Source organism: Pseudomonas sp. C1C7, assembly GCF_013359595.1.
GTDB lineage: Bacteria > Pseudomonadota > Gammaproteobacteria > Pseudomonadales > Pseudomonadaceae > Aquipseudomonas.
Genome location: NZ_JABFMP010000039.1, coordinates 35,491 through 53,052, shown reverse-complemented (window position 1 = coordinate 53,052; position 17,562 = coordinate 35,491). Strand labels below are relative to the sequence as shown.

General features: G+C 61.3%; 14 protein-coding genes. 5 read left to right on the top strand and 9 right to left on the bottom strand.

Features of this window, described 5'->3' with window-relative positions:
- Positions 1-113: 113 nt before the first annotated feature.
- The 4 genes from HNO86_RS25180 to trxA all read right to left on the bottom strand — a co-directional run bounded on the left by HNO86_RS25180 (position 114) and on the right by trxA (position 4,518).
- Positions 114-1,082, bottom strand: a complete 969-nt coding sequence (locus HNO86_RS25180; RefSeq protein WP_175379627.1) for a CDP-6-deoxy-delta-3,4-glucoseen reductase — start codon at positions 1,080-1,082, stop codon at positions 114-116.
- Positions 1,082-2,548, bottom strand: coding sequence for a 4-hydroxy-3-polyprenylbenzoate decarboxylase (gene ubiD, locus HNO86_RS25175; RefSeq protein WP_175379626.1), 1,467 nt, complete (start codon positions 2,546-2,548; stop codon positions 1,082-1,084). The genes HNO86_RS25180 and ubiD overlap by 1 nt, the downstream gene beginning before the upstream one ends.
- Positions 2,549-2,680: 132 nt before the next feature.
- Complete coding sequence (gene rho, locus HNO86_RS25170) at positions 2,681-3,940, bottom strand: transcription termination factor Rho (RefSeq protein WP_003206716.1); 1,260 nt, start codon at positions 3,938-3,940, stop codon at positions 2,681-2,683.
- 248 nt (positions 3,941-4,188) lie between these two features.
- Positions 4,189-4,518, bottom strand: a complete 330-nt coding sequence (gene trxA / locus HNO86_RS25165) for a thioredoxin TrxA (RefSeq protein ID WP_003206727.1) — start codon at positions 4,516-4,518, stop codon at positions 4,189-4,191.
- Between the two features lie 353 nt (positions 4,519-4,871).
- Here trxA and HNO86_RS25160 point away from each other — a divergent pair, with 353 nt between their 5' ends.
- A complete protein-coding gene (locus tag HNO86_RS25160; protein WP_175379625.1) occupies positions 4,872-5,522 on the top strand; it encodes an amino acid ABC transporter permease in 651 nt (216 codons plus the stop codon).
- Positions 5,523-5,611: 89 nt separating this feature from the next.
- The gene (ppx, locus tag HNO86_RS25155) at positions 5,612-7,114 is read left to right on the top strand and encodes an exopolyphosphatase (protein WP_175379624.1); all 1,503 of its coding nucleotides are present in this window, start codon (positions 5,612-5,614) and stop codon (positions 7,112-7,114) included.
- A gap of 160 nt (positions 7,115-7,274) precedes the next feature.
- Here ppx and ppk1 read toward each other — a convergent pair whose 3' ends face one another.
- The gene (gene ppk1, locus HNO86_RS25150; RefSeq protein ID WP_175379623.1) at positions 7,275-9,503 is read right to left on the bottom strand and encodes a polyphosphate kinase 1; all 2,229 of its coding nucleotides are present in this window, start codon (positions 9,501-9,503) and stop codon (positions 7,275-7,277) included.
- An 18-nt stretch (positions 9,504-9,521) separates the two neighbouring features.
- On the bottom strand, positions 9,522-10,535 hold the full coding sequence (gene hemB, locus HNO86_RS25145) for a porphobilinogen synthase (RefSeq protein ID WP_175379622.1): 1,014 nt from the start codon (positions 10,533-10,535) through the stop codon (positions 9,522-9,524).
- Positions 10,536-10,742: 207 nt separating this feature from the next.
- Here hemB and HNO86_RS25140 point away from each other — a divergent pair, with 207 nt between their 5' ends.
- Positions 10,743-11,375 (top strand): DedA family protein, encoded by a 633-nt coding sequence (locus tag HNO86_RS25140; RefSeq protein WP_175379621.1) that lies wholly within the window; start codon positions 10,743-10,745, stop codon positions 11,373-11,375.
- Here HNO86_RS25140 and HNO86_RS25135 read toward each other — a convergent pair.
- Positions 11,356-12,591 carry a sterol desaturase family protein gene (locus tag HNO86_RS25135; protein ID WP_175379620.1) on the bottom strand — a complete coding sequence of 412 codons (1,236 nt, stop codon included), beginning with the start codon at positions 12,589-12,591 and terminating at the stop codon, positions 11,356-11,358. The two genes, HNO86_RS25140 and HNO86_RS25135, sit on opposite strands and share 20 nt — an antisense overlap.
- Positions 12,592-12,708: 117 nt before the next feature.
- Between HNO86_RS25135 and elbB the strand changes: the two genes are divergently transcribed.
- Positions 12,709-13,377 (top strand): isoprenoid biosynthesis glyoxalase ElbB, encoded by a 669-nt coding sequence (elbB, locus tag HNO86_RS25130; RefSeq protein ID WP_175379619.1) that lies wholly within the window; start codon positions 12,709-12,711, stop codon positions 13,375-13,377.
- Between the two features lie 90 nt (positions 13,378-13,467).
- On the opposite strand, the gene HNO86_RS25125 is transcribed toward elbB, so the two are convergent.
- The gene (locus tag HNO86_RS25125; RefSeq protein ID WP_175379618.1) at positions 13,468-13,923 is read right to left on the bottom strand and encodes a YaiI/YqxD family protein; all 456 of its coding nucleotides are present in this window, start codon (positions 13,921-13,923) and stop codon (positions 13,468-13,470) included.
- Between the two features lie 109 nt (positions 13,924-14,032).
- Entirely contained in the window at positions 14,033-15,931 is a 1,899-nt protein-coding gene (locus HNO86_RS25120) for an FTR1 family protein (protein ID WP_175379617.1), read from the bottom strand.
- Between the two features lie 150 nt (positions 15,932-16,081).
- On the opposite strand from HNO86_RS25120, the gene HNO86_RS25115 reads away from it, so the two are divergent.
- Positions 16,082-17,485 (top strand): COG3014 family protein, encoded by a 1,404-nt coding sequence (locus HNO86_RS25115; RefSeq protein ID WP_175379616.1) that lies wholly within the window; start codon positions 16,082-16,084, stop codon positions 17,483-17,485.
- Positions 17,486-17,562: the final 77 nt, after the last annotated feature.

The following is a 17,562-nucleotide window of genomic DNA, read 5'->3' as shown; positions in this document are numbered from 1 at the left end:
GGGCTATATAGAGGGTTATAAACCTGCAGGAGCTGCCGCAGGCTGCGATCTTTTGATTTTCAAATACATAGATCAAAAGATCGCAGCCTGCGGCAGCTCCTACAGGGGCAGGGTCAGGATCTTGGGGCGTAGGCGAAGACGTCGGCGCGCATCTGGTGGGCGTCCATCCCTGCTTCCACCAGCGCATCCAGCGTGCCATAGACCATCGCCGGCGAGCCGCTGGCGTAGACATGCAACGCCTTCAGATCAGGGAAATCTTCACAGACCGCTTCATGCAACATGCCGCAACGCCCCTGCCAGCCGCATTGATCGCTGACAACTTTGTGCAGGAACAGATTCGGCAGTTTCAGCCACTCATCCCAGTGTTCGACTTCATAAAAGTCTTCCGGACGACGCACGCCCCAATACAGGTGCACCGGATGCTTGAAACCCTCGGCGCGGCAATGTTCGATCAGGCCGTGAATCTGACCCATGCCGGTGCCCGCAGCGATCAGCACCAAGGGGCCGTCCGGCAGCTCGGCCAGGTGCGCATCGCCAAAGGGCATGTCGATCCGCACCATCGAGTCGCGCTGCAGTTGTTTGATCAGATTTTGCGCACTGGGCTCACGCGCCAGCACGTGGATTTCCAGATCCCGCCCGCCCGATGGCGCCGAGGCCAGGGAAAAGGATGACTTGTCGCCGTTGTCCCGATGGATCATCAGGTACTGGCCGGCGTGGTAACGCGGTGGCTTGCCGGCCGGCGTGCGCAGTCTCACGCGCCAGGTATCACCACCGACTTCGGTGCAACTGGTGACCTGACACGACAGGGTGCGCACCGGCAACTCTCCCAGCGCGAGCACGCCATCCCACAGCACGATGCAGTCTTCCAGCGGCTCTGCTATGCAAGTGTAGAACTCGCCATGGTCACGCACGAGGCCGGCCAGTTCGACCCGACCTTCCACGAGCAACGCCGCGCACACATGGCAATTGCCATTGCGGCAGCTTTGCGGGCATTCATAGCCGAGACGGCGTGCGCCATCGAGAATCCGCTCGCCGGGCTGAATCTCCAGCACTGCTCCGGAGGGCTGCAAGGTTACACGCATCAATCTATTCCTAACTGATTCCAGATGGCATCGATCCGCTGGGTCACGGCATCGTCCTTGACGATCACCCGGCCCCATTCGCGCGTGGTTTCCCCTGGCCATTTATGGGTGGCGTCCAGGCCCATCTTCGAGCCCAGGCCAGACACCGGCGAAGCGAAGTCCAGATAGTCGATCGGCGTGTTTTCGATCATCACCGTGTCGCGCTTGGGGTCCATGCGCGTGGTGATGGCCCAGATCACGTCGTTCCAGTCCCGCGCATTGATGTCGTCGTCGGTGACGATAACGAACTTGGTGTACATGAACTGTCGCAAAAACGACCAGACACCGAGCATTACCCGCTTGGCGTGGCCCGGATACGACTTCTTCATGGTCACCACGGCCATGCGGTACGAACAGCCTTCGGGCGGCAGGTAGAAGTCGGTGATTTCCGGGAACTGCTTCTGCAGGATCGGCACGAACACTTCGTTGAGCGCCACGCCGAGAATCGCCGGCTCATCCGGCGGACGGCCGGTGTAGGTGCTGTGATAGATCGGCTTGGTGCGGTGGGTGATGCGCTCGACGGTGAACACCGGGAAGCTGTCGACTTCGTTGTAGTAGCCGGTGTGGTCGCCGTAGGGACCTTCATCGGCCATCTCGCCCGGATGGATCACGCCTTCGAGGATGATCTCGGCGGTGGCCGGCACTTGCAGGTCGTTGCCGCGGCATTTCACCAGTTCGGTACGGTTGCCGCGCAACAGGCCGGCGAAGGCGTATTCGGACAGGGTGTCCGGCACCGGTGTCACGGCGCCGAGGATGGTCGCAGGGTCGGCACCCAGGGCCACCGAGACCGGGAACGGCTGGCCCGGATGTTTCTCGCACCACTCGCGATAATCCAGTGCGCCGCCACGGTGGCTCAGCCAGCGCATGATGACTTTGTTGCGGCCAATCACCTGCTGACGGTAGATGCCGAGGTTCTGGCGATCCTTGTTCGGGCCTTTGGTGACGGTCAGACCCCAGGTGATCAGGGGCGCGACGTCGCCCGGCCAGCAGGTCTGCACCGGCAACTTGCCGAGGTCGACGTCATCGCCTTCGATGACCACTTCCTGGCAGATCGCGTCTTTGACGACCTTGGGCGCCATCGAGATGATCTTGCGGAAGATCGGCAGCTTGGACCAGGCGTCTTTCAGCCCCTTCGGCGGCTCGGGCTCCTTTAGGAACGCCAGCAGCTTGCCGATCTCGCGCAGTTCGCTGACTGCTTCGGCGCCCATGCCCAACGCGACGCGCTCGGGGGTGCCGAACAGGTTGCCGAGGACGGGAATGTCAAAACCGGTAGGCTTTTCGAAGAGCAGGGCCGGGCCCTTGGCGCGCAAGGTGCGGTCGCAGACCTCGGTCATTTCGAGCACTGGGGACACCGGAACCTGGATGCGCTTGAGTTCGCCGCGCTGTTCCAGACCGCTGATAAAGTCGCGCAAGTCGCGATACTGCATGCGTGAGCCTCGTGTTGGCCGTGGCGTTCGGGGGCTGGCAGTTTAGCGCCGAACCAGACGCTTCAGAACCTGTTGAGCGAAAATCGGATAGCAAAAAGCCGGGTTTCCCCGGCTTTTTGCAGAGCTGTCGACTTACTTGCGCTTCATCGACAGGAAGAACTCATCGTTGGTCTTGGTCGTTTTCAGCTTGTCGACCAGGAACTCGATGGCAGCCACTTCATCCATCGGATGCAGCAGCTTGCGCAGAATCCACATGCGCTGCAGCTCATCGTCAGCCGTCAGCAACTCTTCGCGGCGAGTACCGGAACGGTTGATGTTGATGGCCGGGAAGACGCGCTTTTCAGCGATACGGCGGTCCAGAGGCAGCTCCATGTTGCCGGTACCCTTGAACTCCTCGTAGATCACTTCGTCCATCTTCGAGCCGGTTTCAACCAGCGCGGTGGCGATGATGGTCAGCGAGCCGCCTTCTTCGATGTTCCGTGCGGCACCGAAGAAACGCTTCGGTTTTTCCAGGGCGTGGGCATCGACACCACCGGTCAGCACCTTGCCGGAGCTCGGGATCACGGTGTTGTAGGCACGGGCCAGACGGGTGATGGAGTCGAGCAGGATCACCACGTCCTTCTTGTGTTCGACCAGGCGCTTGGCCTTCTCGATCACCATTTCGGCAACCTGCACGTGACGGGTTGGCGGCTCGTCGAACGTCGAGGCAACCACTTCGCCGCGCACGGTGCGCTGCATTTCGGTCACTTCTTCCGGACGCTCGTCGATCAGCAGCACGATCAGGTGAACTTCAGGGTTGTTACGCGCGATGTTCGCGGCGATGTTCTGCAGCATGATCGTCTTGCCCGCTTTCGGCGGAGCAACGATCAGACCACGCTGGCCTTTGCCGATCGGGGCGCACAGGTCGATCACACGACCGGTGAGGTCCTCGGTGGAACCGTTGCCGGCTTCCATCTTCATGCGCACGGTCGGGAACAGCGGGGTCAGGTTCTCGAAGAGAATCTTGTTCTTGGCGTTTTCCGGACGGTCGAAGTTGATGGTGTCGACCTTGAGCAGCGCGAAATAACGCTCACCTTCCTTTGGAGGGCGGATCTTGCCAACGATGGTGTCACCGGTGCGCAAGTTGAAGCGACGGATCTGGCTCGGCGAGACGTAGATATCGTCCGGGCCGGCGAGATAGGAGGCGTCTGCAGAGCGGAGGAAGCCGAAGCCGTCCTGGAGAATCTCCAGCACGCCATCACCGGAGATTTCCTCACCGCTTTTCGCGTGCTTCTTGAGCAGGGAGAAAATCACGTCCTGCTTGCGCGAACGGGCCATATTTTCTATGCCCATCTGTTCGGCCAATTCGAGCAGTTCGGTAATCGGCTTTTGCTTGAGTTCAGTCAGATTCATATAGGAATGACGTAATCATTTATGGAGGGGGGAAATTAAGCTTTTGGCTTAATGAGGCCGCGCCGCGGAGAAGGCGACAGGATCGCGTACTTATTCGAAAAGGAGAGCGTCGGCGACGGCTAGCAGGGGGCAATGGAGAAACCAGTGCGGGGCCGAATGTATCACTTGAGTTTGGGAGCCGTCTAGCCCTGCATAACGAAAAGGCCCCGCGATTTGCGGGGCCTTTGGCAGACTGGCTACAACGACGCTTAGATGTTGGCGTCGAGGAAAGCGGCCAGTTGCGATTTCGACAGGGCGCCGACCTTGGTCGCTTCAACGTTGCCGTTCTTGAACAGCATCAGGGTCGGGATACCACGTACGCCGTGCTTGGCAGGGGTTTCCTGGTTTTCGTCGATGTTCAGTTTGGCAACGGTCAGCTTGCCTTTGTAAGTCTCTGCAATTTCGTCCAGAACAGGAGCGATCATTTTGCAAGGGCCGCACCACTCAGCCCAGTAGTCGACCAGTACAGCGCCTTCAGCCTTGAGTACATCGGCCTCGAAGCTAGCGTCGCTAACGTGTTTGATAAGATCGCTGCTCATGGAATTCTCCAGGGTTGTAAGCAAAAAAACGTGGCCCATCATAGCCGCCCTTCCCTCGTTCAGGAAGCCGCAGTTGATTGAGTCTCGCTATGGTGTTTCATGAGTCTGTGTATAGCCCAGGTCCAGCAATGTGGCGCTTTGGCAGATCTTCATGACCATCCGGTCCGGATGAACGGTCTTTTGCGTTTCCAGCCCCAAAGGCGCTCGCAGCGCATCGACAATGCGCCATTGCGGTGCATGTCGCCTGACTATCAATAGCCCGATGGCCCGCGTGCCGCGCCCGGACACAGGCTGGCATGGCACGTGCTGTATCGAATCGCAGAACTCACTGGCGGCCGATTCGAGGACACACCATGGCTTATCCGTCCGATTTCCTGCCAATGGTGGGCAACACCGAACTGCTGTTGCGCGGCGCGCTGTTCACTTTGGAGCTGACGGCCATCGGCGCGGTACTCGGGCTGAGCATCGGTGCCCTTGGTGCATGGGTGCGAGCGCGGAACGTCCGACCGTTCGCGGCGATTTTCGGCGTCTATGTCGAGGTGATCCGCAATACGCCGTTCCTGATGCAACTGCTGTGCATCTTCTTTGGCCTGCCGGCCCTTGGCGTTCCGATTTCCCCTTGGCAGGCCGCGGCATTGGCGATGGTGATCAACCTGGGTGCGCACGCCACGGACATCATCCGCGACAGTCTCCAGACCGTCCCCCGGCCTCGCATCGAAGCCCTGCGTCCCGCCCTGAGCAACGCCTGGCCGGCGTTGAGCAACCAGATCATCGTCGTCATGCTCGGCTCGTCGGTGTGTTCCCTGATCGCGACCCAGGAGCTGAGCTTCGTCGCCGACGTCCTTCAATCGCGCAATGCACGCGCCTTCGAAACCTACGCCCTGACCGCACTGATGTACCTGTGCATGGCCTTGATGATCCGCCAGTTGTTGAACTGGATCGGCCAGCACTTGTTCGCCGAAAACACCGAAGCCCAATGTGGGAGCGAGCCTGCTCGCGATTAACTGCCCAGGATCAAGGCTTTGAACACTGCGCGTTGGCGCCAGCCGTTGATCGTGGCACGATGTCGGGGTTATCGACCGAGACCCTGACCATGCCCCATTCCCAAGCCAAGAATCTGTCCCTGATCGCCGCGATCGACCTGGGCTCCAACAGTTTCCATATGGTCGTGGCCAAGGCCCAGAACGGCGAAATCCGCATTCTCGAACGTCTCGGGGAAAAGGTTCAGCTGGCCGCCGGCATCGACGAAGAACGTCGTCTGAGCGAAGAATCCATGCAGCGCGGGCTCGATTGCCTCAAGCGCTTCGCCCAGCTGATCAACGGTATGCCGCTGGGCGCCGTGCGGATCGTGGGCACCAACGCCTTGCGTGAGGCCCGCAACCGCGCCGAATTCATCCATCGCGCCGAAGAAATTCTCGGCCACCCGGTGGAAGTCATCTCCGGTCGTGAGGAAGCGCGTCTGATCTATCTCGGCGTGTCCCACACCCTCGCCGACACGCCGGGCAAGCGCCTGGTCGCCGACATCGGCGGCGGCAGTACCGAATTCATCATCGGCCAGCGCTTCGAACCGCTGCTGCGCGAAAGCCTGCAGATGGGCTGCGTGAGCTTCACCCAGCGCTACTTCAAGGACGGCAAGATCACCCCGGCCCGCTACGCCCAGGCGTACACGGCGGCGCGGCTGGAGATCATGAGCATCGAACACGCCCTGCACCGCCTGACCTGGGATGAAGCCATCGGCTCCTCGGGGACCATCCGCGCCATCGGCCTGGCGCTGAAGGCCGGCGGACACGGTTCCGGTGAAGTCAACGCAGAAGGCCTGGCCTGGCTCAAGCGCAAGCTGATCAAGCTGGGCGATGTCGAGAAGATCGACTTCGAAGGCATCAAGCCGGATCGCCGGGCGATTTTCCCTGCGGGCCTGGCGATTCTCGAAGCCATCTTCGACTCCCTCGAACTCGAACGCATGGACCACTGCGAAGGTGCCCTGCGTGAAGGCGTGCTCTACGACCTGCTGGGTCGCCATCATCATGAGGACGTGCGCGAACGCACCCTGACCTCGCTGATGGAGCGCTACCACGTCGACCTGGAACAGGCCGCGCGGGTCGAGCGCAAGGCCCTGCATGCGTTCGATCAGGTGGCCAAGGACTGGGATCTGGAAGACGGCGTCTGGCGCGAGCTGCTCAGCTGGGCGGCCAAGGTCCATGAAGTGGGCCTGGACATCGCCCACTATCAGTACCACAAACACGGCTCCTACCTGATCGAGCACTCGGACCTCGCCGGCTTCTCCCGCGAAGACCAGTTGATGCTCGCGCTGCTGGTGCGCGGCCACCGCCGTAACATTCCAAAAGACCGCTTCGCCGACTTCGAGGAAGACGGCATCAAGCTGATTCGCCTGTGCGTACTGCTGCGCTTTGCGATCCTGTTCCACCACATCCGCGGCACCCAGCAGATGCCTCAAGTGGAACTGAACGCCAATGGCAACAACCTGGAAGTGGTGTTCCCGGAGAAATGGCTGGAAGACAACCAGCTGACCCAGGCTGATTTCGAGATCGAAGCTGAATGGCTGACGCGGGTGGATATCGTCCTGACCGTGCGCTAACCCCCCGACCTGCCCCCTTTAGGAGCTGTCGAGTGAAACGAGGCTGCGATCTTTTGATTTTAGAGAAGCAAGATCAAAAGATCGCAACCTGCGGCAGCTCCTACAGGGAGTGATTTCAGTGCAATAAAAAAAGGCGATCCTTTCGGGATCGCCTTTTTTGTTAGCTACTCACCGGCAGGATCGGGCTGCCAAGGCGCTCCAGCAACGTCGCCTGCGCGCTACGCGGGTTCTGGTTGCCGGTCGGCGTGTTGCGGATGTAACGACCATCCGACTGCAGACTCCAGCTGTGGGTGTTGTCGGTCAGATACAGCTCCAGCTCCTTCTTCACCCGCATGATCAGCTTCTTGCCTTCCACCGGGAAGCAGGTCTCGACGCGCTTGTCGAGGTTGCGCTCCATCCAGTCGGCACTGGAGAGGAACATCTGCTCTTCGCCGCCGTTGAGGAAGTAGAAAACCCGGGTGTGTTCCAGGAAGCGGCCGATGATCGAGCGCACGTGGATGTTGTGGGAAACCCCGGCGATACCCGGACGCAGGCAGCACATGCCGCGCACCACCAGGTCGATGCGCACGCCTGACTGGCTGGCCTTGTAAAGCGCGCGAATGATCTTCGGATCGGTCAGCGAGTTGAACTTGGCGATGATGTGCGCCGGTTTGCCGTCGAGGGCGAACTGGGTTTCCCGGGCGATCATGTCGAGCATGCCCTTCTTCAGGGTGAACGGCGCATGCAGCAGCTTCTTCATGCGCAACGTTTTACCCATGCCGATCAGCTGGCTGAACAGCTTGCCGACGTCTTCGCACAGCGCGTCGTCGGAGGTCAGCAGGCTGTAGTCGGTGTACAGACGAGCGTTGCCGGCGTGGTAGTTACCGGTACCCAGGTGCGCGTAACGCACGATTTCACCGGCTTCGCGGCGCAGGATCAGCATCATCTTGGCGTGAGTCTTGAAGCCGACCACGCCGTAGATCACCACCGCACCGGCCGCTTGCAGGCGGCTGGCCAGTTGCAGGTTGGATTCTTCGTCGAACCGCGCCCGCAGTTCGATCACCGCGGTGACTTCCTTGCCGTTACGCGCGGCGTCCACCAACGCATCGACGATTTCCGAGTTGGCGCCGGAACGGTACAGGGTCTGACGCACCGCCAGTACGTGCGGGTCCTTGGCGGCCTGGCGCAGCAGATCGACCACCGGGGTGAAGGATTCGAACGGGTGCAGCAGCAGGATGTCCTGCTTGCTGATCACGCTGAAAATGTTCTCGCTGTTCTGCAAAAGCTTCGGAATCTGCGGAGTGAACGGCGCGTTCTGCAGATCGCGCTGGCTGTCCAGGCCAGTGATGCTGAACAGACGGGTCAGGTTCACCGGACCGTTGACCTGATACAGCTCGGTCTCGCTCAGGTTGAACTGCTTGAGCAGGTAGTCGGACAGGTGTTTCGGGCAGGTGTCGGCCACTTCCAGACGCACCGCGTCACCATAGCGACGGGAGAACAGCTCGCCGCGCAGGGCGCGGGCCAGATCTTCCACGTCTTCGGAGTCCAGCGCCAGGTCGGCGTTTCGGGTCAGGCGGAACTGGTAGCAGCCCTTCACCTTCATGCCCTGGAACAGGTCATCGGCGTGGGCGTGGATCATCGACGACAGGAACACATAGTTGTCGCCGGCGCCGCCGACCTCTTCCGGCACCTTGATGATCCGCGGCAACAGGCGCGGGGCCGGGATGATCGCCAGACCGGAGTCGCGACCGAAGGCATCGATACCCTCGAGCTCGACGATGAAGTTCAGGCTCTTGTTCACCAGCAAGGGGAACGGGTGGGTCGGGTCGAGGCCGATCGGTGTGATGATCGGGGCGATTTCGTCGCGGAAGTAGCGGCGCACCCAGGTTTTCAGCTTGGTCGTCCAGTGACGGCGACGGATGAAGCGGACCTGATGTTTTTCCAGCTCCGGCAACAGAATGTCGTTGAGGATCGCGTACTGGCGGTCGACGTGACCGTGGACCAGTTCGCTGATGCGCGCCAGGGCCTGGTGCGGTTGCAGGCCGTCGGCACCGGCCTGTTCACGGGCGAAGGTGATCTGCTTCTTGAGGCCCGCGACACGAATTTCGAAGAACTCGTCCAGGTTGCTGGAGAAGATCAGCAGGAACTTCAGTCGCTCCAGCAACGGATAGGACTCGTCCAGCGCCTGTTCCAGCACACGGATGTTGAACTGCAGTTGGGACAGCTCGCGGTGGATGTACAGACTGCTGTCATCCAGGCCGGGAATGGCAATCGCCGCCGGTGCCGCCGCAGCGGCCTCGGTTACCGCGGCCGGGGGAGCAGGCTCCAGCTCCGGCGGGGTTTCGGCGATTTGCTCGACCACGGGTTGAGCGTCTTGTACGGCAACTTCACTGAGTCCTTCGGTATTCATCGAGTGTTCCTGGGAGGGCTATTTTTGCTCTCGTAACAATTGAGCTGCGCGAACGGCAAAGTACGTCAGAATGCCATCAGCGCCTGCGCGTTTAAAAGCGGTCAGGGATTCGAGAATCACCCCTTCGCTCAACCAGCCATTCTGGATCGCCGCCATGTGCATGGCGTATTCGCCGCTGACTTGATAAACGAAAGTCGGCACTTTGAATTCTTCTTTGACCCGGCAAAGGATGTCCAGATACGGCATGCCTGGCTTGACCATGACCATGTCTGCACCTTCAGACAAGTCCGCCGCCACTTCGTGCAGGGCTTCGTTACTGTTGGCCGGGTCCATCTGATAGGAGGCCTTGTTGGCCTTGCCCAGGTTCGACGCCGAACCGACCGCATCGCGGAACGGGCCATAGTAGGCGCTGGCGTATTTGGCCGAGTAGGCCATGATCCGCACGTTGACGTGACCGGCCACTTCAAGGGCCTCGCGGATCGCCTGGATGCGACCGTCCATCATGTCCGACGGCGCCACCACCTGCGCACCGGCTTCAGCATGGGACAGGGCCTGGCGGACCAGTGCATCGACCGTGATGTCGTTCTGCACATAGCCTTCTTCGTCGAGAATGCCGTCCTGGCCGTGGGTGGTGAACGGGTCCAGCGCGACGTCGGTGATCACACCCAGCTCAGGGAATTGCGCGCGCAGGGCACGGGTGGCGCGCTGGGCGATGCCGTCCGGGTTCCAGGCTTCGGCGGCGTCCAGTGACTTGAGCTCAGGCGGCGTTACCGGGAACAGCGCCAGCGCCGCAATCCCCAGCTCGACCCACTTGGCCGCTTCTTCCAGCAACAGATCGATGGTCAGGCGCTCCACGCCCGGCATCGAGGCCACCGCTTCGCGACGGTTTTCACCGTCCAGCACGAACACCGGCAGAATCAGGTCATCGACGGTCAGGACGTTTTCACGGACCAGTCGACGCGAGAAATCGTCACGACGGTTGCGGCGCAGGCGGGTTGCGGGGAACAGACGGTTGGCGGGGGTAAAGCTCACGGCAGACTCCTGAGCCCGCGCGTACGGGCGAGCGTGACAGTTATAAGCGCCTATTATGACGGACGTATTACAGTTGTGCGCACGCTGTGACGCGTAGCCGCATTCCATTGTCCTTGTAGGAAATGTTCACGTCGAGACACATTTGGACACTTTCCTGAATGTGTTCGAAGGGTTAGGCTGCGCGTTCATTTCGCCAGCACCCAGACAATGCTCCAACAATTTCTGCATGACTTCGGCTACTTTGCCCTGTTTCTCGGCACGTTCTTCGAAGGCGAAACCATCCTGGTGCTCGCAGGCTTCCTCGCGTTCCGTGGATACATGGACATCAACCTGGTGGTGGTCGTGGCGTTCTGCGGCAGCTATGCCGGCGATCAGCTGTGGTACTTCCTGGGACGCAAGCACGGGCGCAAGCTGCTGGCGCGCAAACCGCGCTGGCAGATGATGGGCGACCGGGCGCTGGAGCATATCCGCAAGCACCCGGACATCTGGGTGTTGAGCTTCCGCTTCGTCTACGGCCTGCGCACGGTGATGCCGGTGGCGATCGGCCTGTCCGGTTATCCGCCGGGACGTTACCTGCTGCTCAACGGCATTGGTGCGGCGATCTGGGCCGCCGCGCTGGCAGCGGCCGCGTACCACTTCGGTGCGGTGCTGGAAGGCATGCTCGGCAGCATCAAGAAATACGAGCTGTGGGTATTGGGTGCGCTGCTGGTCCTCGGCGTCGGCCTGTGGCTGCGTCGACGCTTCAAGAATGCCCGTCTGGCCAGACAGGTCTATGCCGACGAGCAAGCCCTGAAGGCCAAACAGGCCATTTCCGGTGAACCTAAGACGCCAGCCGAGTGAAACGGTTTCTGCAACAGTAGAGACCGATCCCGCTGAGCAGGCTGTAACTGAGCAGGCCGACCCAGCCCACCGCGCTGGCCGGCCATAGCCCCACCAGCGGCGCCAGCCAGACCAGCGGCACGTTGAATGCCAGGCGCAGCAGCTCCAGCTTCAACGCCCACGGGCGATTCTCCAGGGCCACGCCCAGCACGAACAACCCCAGCGCCACCGCTCCCCAGCCCAGCACCAGGGCCGCGGCCGGCAGTTGCGGCTCCAGGTTCATCAGGTAACTGCCCAAAGCGATGTACACGCAGAACTGCAGCAGCACGTAAATCTGCTGACGGGTGTCCAGTGGCACTTCGAATTTGTGGAACTGGCTCAGGTCCGGTTTGTGGATCGGATATTTCGCCGCCACATCCGCCGGCCGCCAGCCGGTGCGCATGAACCAGATCCGCAACTTGTCCCAGGTGCTCTCGGTGCGCCGCGCATCGGCCCACAGCTGCGCATAGAACTGCACATTGGCCCAGATCGGGTTCCAGCTCGCCAGCGGCGTGGTCACGCCGAAAATCACCGGTTCGTTGTCGTCTTCTTCCTGAAACGAGCCGAACAGACGGTCCCAAATAATGAACACGCCGCCGTAGTTGCGATCCATGTAGAGAGCGTTCTGCGCATGGTGGGCCCGATGATTGGACGGCGTAACGAAGAACCACTCGAACCAGCCGAGTTTGGGAATGTGCCGGGTGTGCACCCAGAACTGGTACAGCAGGTTCAGCGCGGCAACGCTGATGAACACGAAAAGCGGCACGCCGGCCACCGCCATCGGCAGGTAGAAAATCCAGCTCAGCAGAAACCCGGTACTGGTCTGGCGCAGGGCCGTGGAGAGGTTGTAGTCCTCGCTCTGGTGATGCACCGAATGCGCCGCCCAGAGTATGTTGCGCTCGTGGCCCATGCGGTGAAGCCAGTAGTAGCAGAAGTCATAGAAGACGAAGGCGAAGATCCACACCCAGACGCTGTTCGCGGAAAGCTCGAACAGCGCCAGATGCTTGAGCGCGAATGCGTAAGTCACCAGCCCCACGCCCTTGGTCAGAAGGCCCGTGGTGGTCGACAGCACGCCGGTGCTGATGCTGTTGACGGCGTCCGCCACCCGATAGTTGCTGACCCCGCGCCAGCGGTCGGCCAGCAGTTCGACGGCGATCAGCACAAAGAAAAACGGCACCGCGTACAGAATGAAGTCCATAAGGCGTCCTGAACGGAATTTTTTAAGGACAGATGCTAGGTGTAGCCGCGAAATAACCCTATGGCAACGAGTGACAAATTAGTGGACATTTAACGCCATGAATCTGGAGAAAAGCCCATGAGCAAAAAAGTTGCAGTGATCCTTTCCGGTTGTGGCGTGTACGACGGCGCCGAGATCTACGAGAGTGTGATAACCCTGCTGCGCCTGGACCAGCGTGGCGCGCAGGTGCAGTGCTTCGCACCGAACATCGCGCAGCTGCATGTGATCAATCACCTGACCGGCGAGGAAATGCCCGAGTCGCGCAATGTACTGGTGGAATCGGCGCGCATTGCCCGCGGTCAGGTACGGGACATTCGCGAAGCCGATGCCGAAGAGTTCGATGCGCTGATCATTCCCGGCGGTTTCGGATCGGCCAAGAACCTGTCCAACTTTGCCATCGAAGGCACGGGCTGCACCGTGCAACCGGAAGTCCTGGCCCTGACCGAAGCCTTCGCCGAAGCCGGCAAGCCGGTCGGCCTGATCTGCATCTCCCCGGCCCTGGCGGCGAAGATCTACGGCCCGGGCGTGACCTGCACCATCGGCAACGACGCCGACACCGCCGCCGCGCTGAACAAGATGGGCGCCACCCACAAGGATTGCGCCGTAAGCGACATCGTCGAAGACAAGGCCCGCAAACTGGTCAGCACCCCGGCTTACATGCTGGCCGGGAGCATCAGCGAAGCGGCGTCGGGCATCAACAAACTGGTCGACCGCGTGCTCGAACTGACCCACGAAAACGACGCGTAAAAAGCAAAATCAAAAGATCGCAGCCTTCGGCAGCTCCTACACAGACACCTGTAGGAGCTGCCGAAGGCTGCGATCTTTTCAGGCTGTTGATCACTGTGAGCGGGCGAGACGGGTCAGGATCCGATCCAGCGCATTGGCAAACGCCTGCTTCTCACGATCGCCAAACGGCGCCGGGCCGCCGCTGACCTGGCCTTGCTCGCGCAAATCGGCGAACAGGTTGCGCACCGCCAGCCGATCGCCCATGTTGCGCTCATCGAACTCCTTGCCCCGAGGGTCCAGCGCCGCGACGCCCTTCTTCAACAGCCGGTCGGCCAGGGGAATGTCGCTGCAGATCACCAGCTCACCGGGCACCGCATGCTCCACCAGGTAATCGTCGGCCGCATCCGGGCCGCTGGGCACCACGATCAGCTTGACCAGCGCCAGCGCCGGCTTGCTCTGCGGCTGGCCGGCGACCATCACCACTTCGAACTGGCGCTTGAGGGCGAACTTCACCACCAGATCCCGGGCTGCCCGGGGGCAGGCGTCGGCATCGATCCATACGCGCATGTTTTTACCTCTTCAAAAGCAAAAGATCGCAGCCTTCGGCAGCGCCTACAGGATTAACGTACACCTGCAGGCGCTGCCGAAGGCTGCGATCTTTTAAAGGATCACTCGATCAGGAGACCTGCACCCGCCGCTTCTCAGCCACCCAACTGCGACCATACAGCACCACAATCGCAACGATCGCCACGGCCTGCGCGCTCAGCGAATACGCATCGGCATGAATCCCCAGCCAGTCGAACTCGAAGAACGGCACCGGCCGCGTGCCGAAGATGCCCGCTTCCTGCAATGCCTTCACGCCATGCCCGGCGAACACCACCGACAAGGCGCACAACAGAGCGGCGTTGATGCTGAAGAACAGCGCCAGCGGCAGTTTCGCCGAGCCGCGCAGGATCACCCAGGCCAGGCCGACCAGCAGCACCAGCGCCGTCCCACCGCCGGCCAATACCGCGTCATGGCCCGCAGGACCCGCCTGCAGCCACAGGGTTTCGTAGAACAGGATCACTTCGAACAGCTCGCGATACACCGAGAAAAACGCCAGGATCGCAAAACCGAAACGCCCGCCGCCGCCCACCAGGCTGCTCTTGATGTAGTCCTGCCAGGCCGCCGCATGGCGACGGTCGTGCATCCACACGCCCAGCCACAGCACCATGACACTGGCGAACAACGCCGTCGCGCCTTCCAGCAATTCGCGCTGCGAACCGCTGACATCGATCACATAAGCCGCCAGCGCCCAGGTACCCAGCCCGGCCAACAGCGCCAGACCCCAGCCGACGTTGACGCTGCGCACCGCCGACTGCTGGCCGGTGTTGCGCAGGAACGCCAGGATCGCCGCCAGCACCAGAATCGCTTCCAGGCCTTCGCGCAACAGAATCAACAGGCCGGAAATGTAGCTCAGCGACCAGCTCAAGCCATCGCTGCCGAGCAGGCCGGCGGCAGTCTTCAAACCGGCCTTGGCCGCGTCCAGGCGCTGCTCGACCTGCTCCAGCGGCAGACCGTCCTGCAACGACTGACGGAAGGCCATCAGCGATTTTTCCGTGTCCTTGCGCACGTTGGCGTCGACGTTATCCAGGGAGCTTTCCACCAGCTCGAAGCCTTCCAGGTACGCCGCCACCGACAGGTCATAGGCCTGATCGTGGTCGCCGGCACGGTAGGCCGCGAGGCTCTTGTCCAGGGTCGCGGCGGTGTAATCGAGCAACTGCGCCGGGCCACGCTTGACCTGCGGCGGTTGCGCCCTCTGCGCGCGGAACACCGCGGCCGCCTGCGGACCATCGACCGCCTGCACTTCGGCCGGGGTCTGACGGGCCAGGTCGGCGATGTTGTAGACCTTGTCGCCGCCGGCAGCCGCCGCGTCGGCACTGAAGCTGGCGATATAGGTCGCCAGGTCCCAGCGCTGACGCTCGTCCAGCTGATCGGCGAAAGCTGGCATGTCGGTCCCTTCAACACCCAGCCCCAGGGTGTTGTAGATCGCATAAAGGCTCAGGTGATCCAGACGCGCGTTGTCGCGCAGATTGGCCGGTGGCGGCGTCATTCCGACACCCGCCGGGCCATCGCCCGCACCGGCATCGCCGTGACACACCGAACAGTGCTGAGCATACAGCGGCGCGCCACGGGTAGGGTCCGGAGTAATGATCGGCGCCTGGCTGACTTCATAGGCCACCGCCAGTTTCGCACCCAATTGCCGCGCCTGACGGGCGACATCCGCGCCGTCCTGACGGTCAGTGATCGCCGCGCGAAGGGTGGTGATGCCCTGCTCCAGAGCGGCCTTTTCCGGCTTGGCCGGCATGGCGCTCACCAGGCCTTGCAACGCCTGGACGAACTCCAGTTGCTCACGGTACTCGGACTCGTTGACGACCTCGCCTGCCTGCACCGCTTGCGGGTAGTCCGCACCGATGTAGTCGAGCAGATGCAGGGCTTGCGGCGCGCCTTCCACCGTGTCGGCCAGCAGATTGAAACTGCATAGGGCAAACACCGGCGCGACCAGCCAGGCCAGGAAACGGGAGGGGGCAATCATGAATGAATCTCATTTGGAAACACGAAGTAACATATTGTTCCCTCTCAATGATTTTCACTCAAGCTTTGTTGGCACTTGCGACGTTCACCCTGTACATTTTGCGGCAGTTTGCCATCACCGAATGGCTCGTTTCAGGGAAGAAATCTCGCCATGCGTTCACGCGTCCGCTGTTTGCTGTTCATCGCCTTCGCCCTGCAACTGAGCGGTTGTGCCGCCTATCGCGACTACGACCTGGAACTGCAGCAAACCACCGATCAGCTCAAATCCGGCAACCCTGCCGGCGCGCTCTCGTTGCTTGAACAGCACAACCCTGACGAGAAAAAGGACCTGCTCTACTACTTCGAGAAGGGCGCGGTACTGAGCGCTGAAGGCGACCTGCCGCAAAGTCAGGTGGCCTGGCGCAGTGCCGAGCAAATGGTGATCGAACGTCAGGACACCATCGAGACCACCAGTGACAAGCTGCTGGCTGCGATGGGCAATCAGTGGGGCAGCATCATCAACGACAAACTGCGCCGCTACGATGGCTATGACTACGAAAAGGTCATGCTGACCACCCAGATGGCCCTCAATCAGCTGGCGCTCAATGACTTCGACGGCGCGCGAGCCGACATCAAGAAAACCCATGAACGCGAAGCACTGATCGCCCGCCAGCGGGAACGGGAATATGAGCGGGTCGAAGACGAAGCCAAAGCCAGTGGCGTTCGTGTGCGCTACAAGGATCTTCAGGGCTATCCGGTGACGACGCTTGACGCTGCGGCAGTGATTGCGCTGAAAAACGGCTATCAGAGTGCGTTCAGTCACTACCTCGCCGGCTTCACCTATGAAGCCCTGGGTGAAAAAGACCTGGCCGCGCCGGGTTATCGCCAGGCCATCGAGTTGCGACCTGACATGCCGTTCTTCGAGCAGGCCCTGCGCGAACTCGAAAAGCCCACTGCCAAGGCCGATGAAAGCGATGTACTGATCATTGTGCAAAGCGGCCTGGCGCCGGCGCGCAGTTCGGTGCGCGTCCCCTATCCGGTGCACCTGGAGGACGGACAGGTGATTGTCGCCAACGTGTCGTTTCCGGTGATGGTGCCCGACACCTCGACGCCGGCCTTCAGCCAGATGAGCATCGACGGGCGCAAACAAAAGCTGATTGCCGTCAACAGCATCACCGATATGTCCCTGCGCACGTTGCGTGACGACATGCCCGGCATCATTCAACGCACGACCTATCGCGCCTTTCTGGCCGCGTCCGTCCAGGGCACCGACAACCGACGCGACCCGAGCAAAGCCTCCTACGTCACTCAGCATGATGGCTTCGAACACGCCGATACGCGCACCTGGCGCACCCTGCCCAACCTCACCCTCGCTGCACGCCTGCGCCTGAAAAAGGGCGAGCATCTGATCAGCCTGCCCACTGCGCCGGGCGCGAAGCCGCTGAAGATCCGCATTGACCAGAAGCATCAGGTCATCGGCTTGCGGGTGCTGGGTGATCGCATCTACAGCCACGGCGTCGCCTTCGACGCCGTCTCCGCCCCTGACGGACGCGCGGTATCGACGTTGAGCAAGTGATATCACGAACACTCAAATCAAAGTCAAAAAGCCATTACATAGCCACCATCCCTGTCTATAATGCGCCGCCCTCGTTC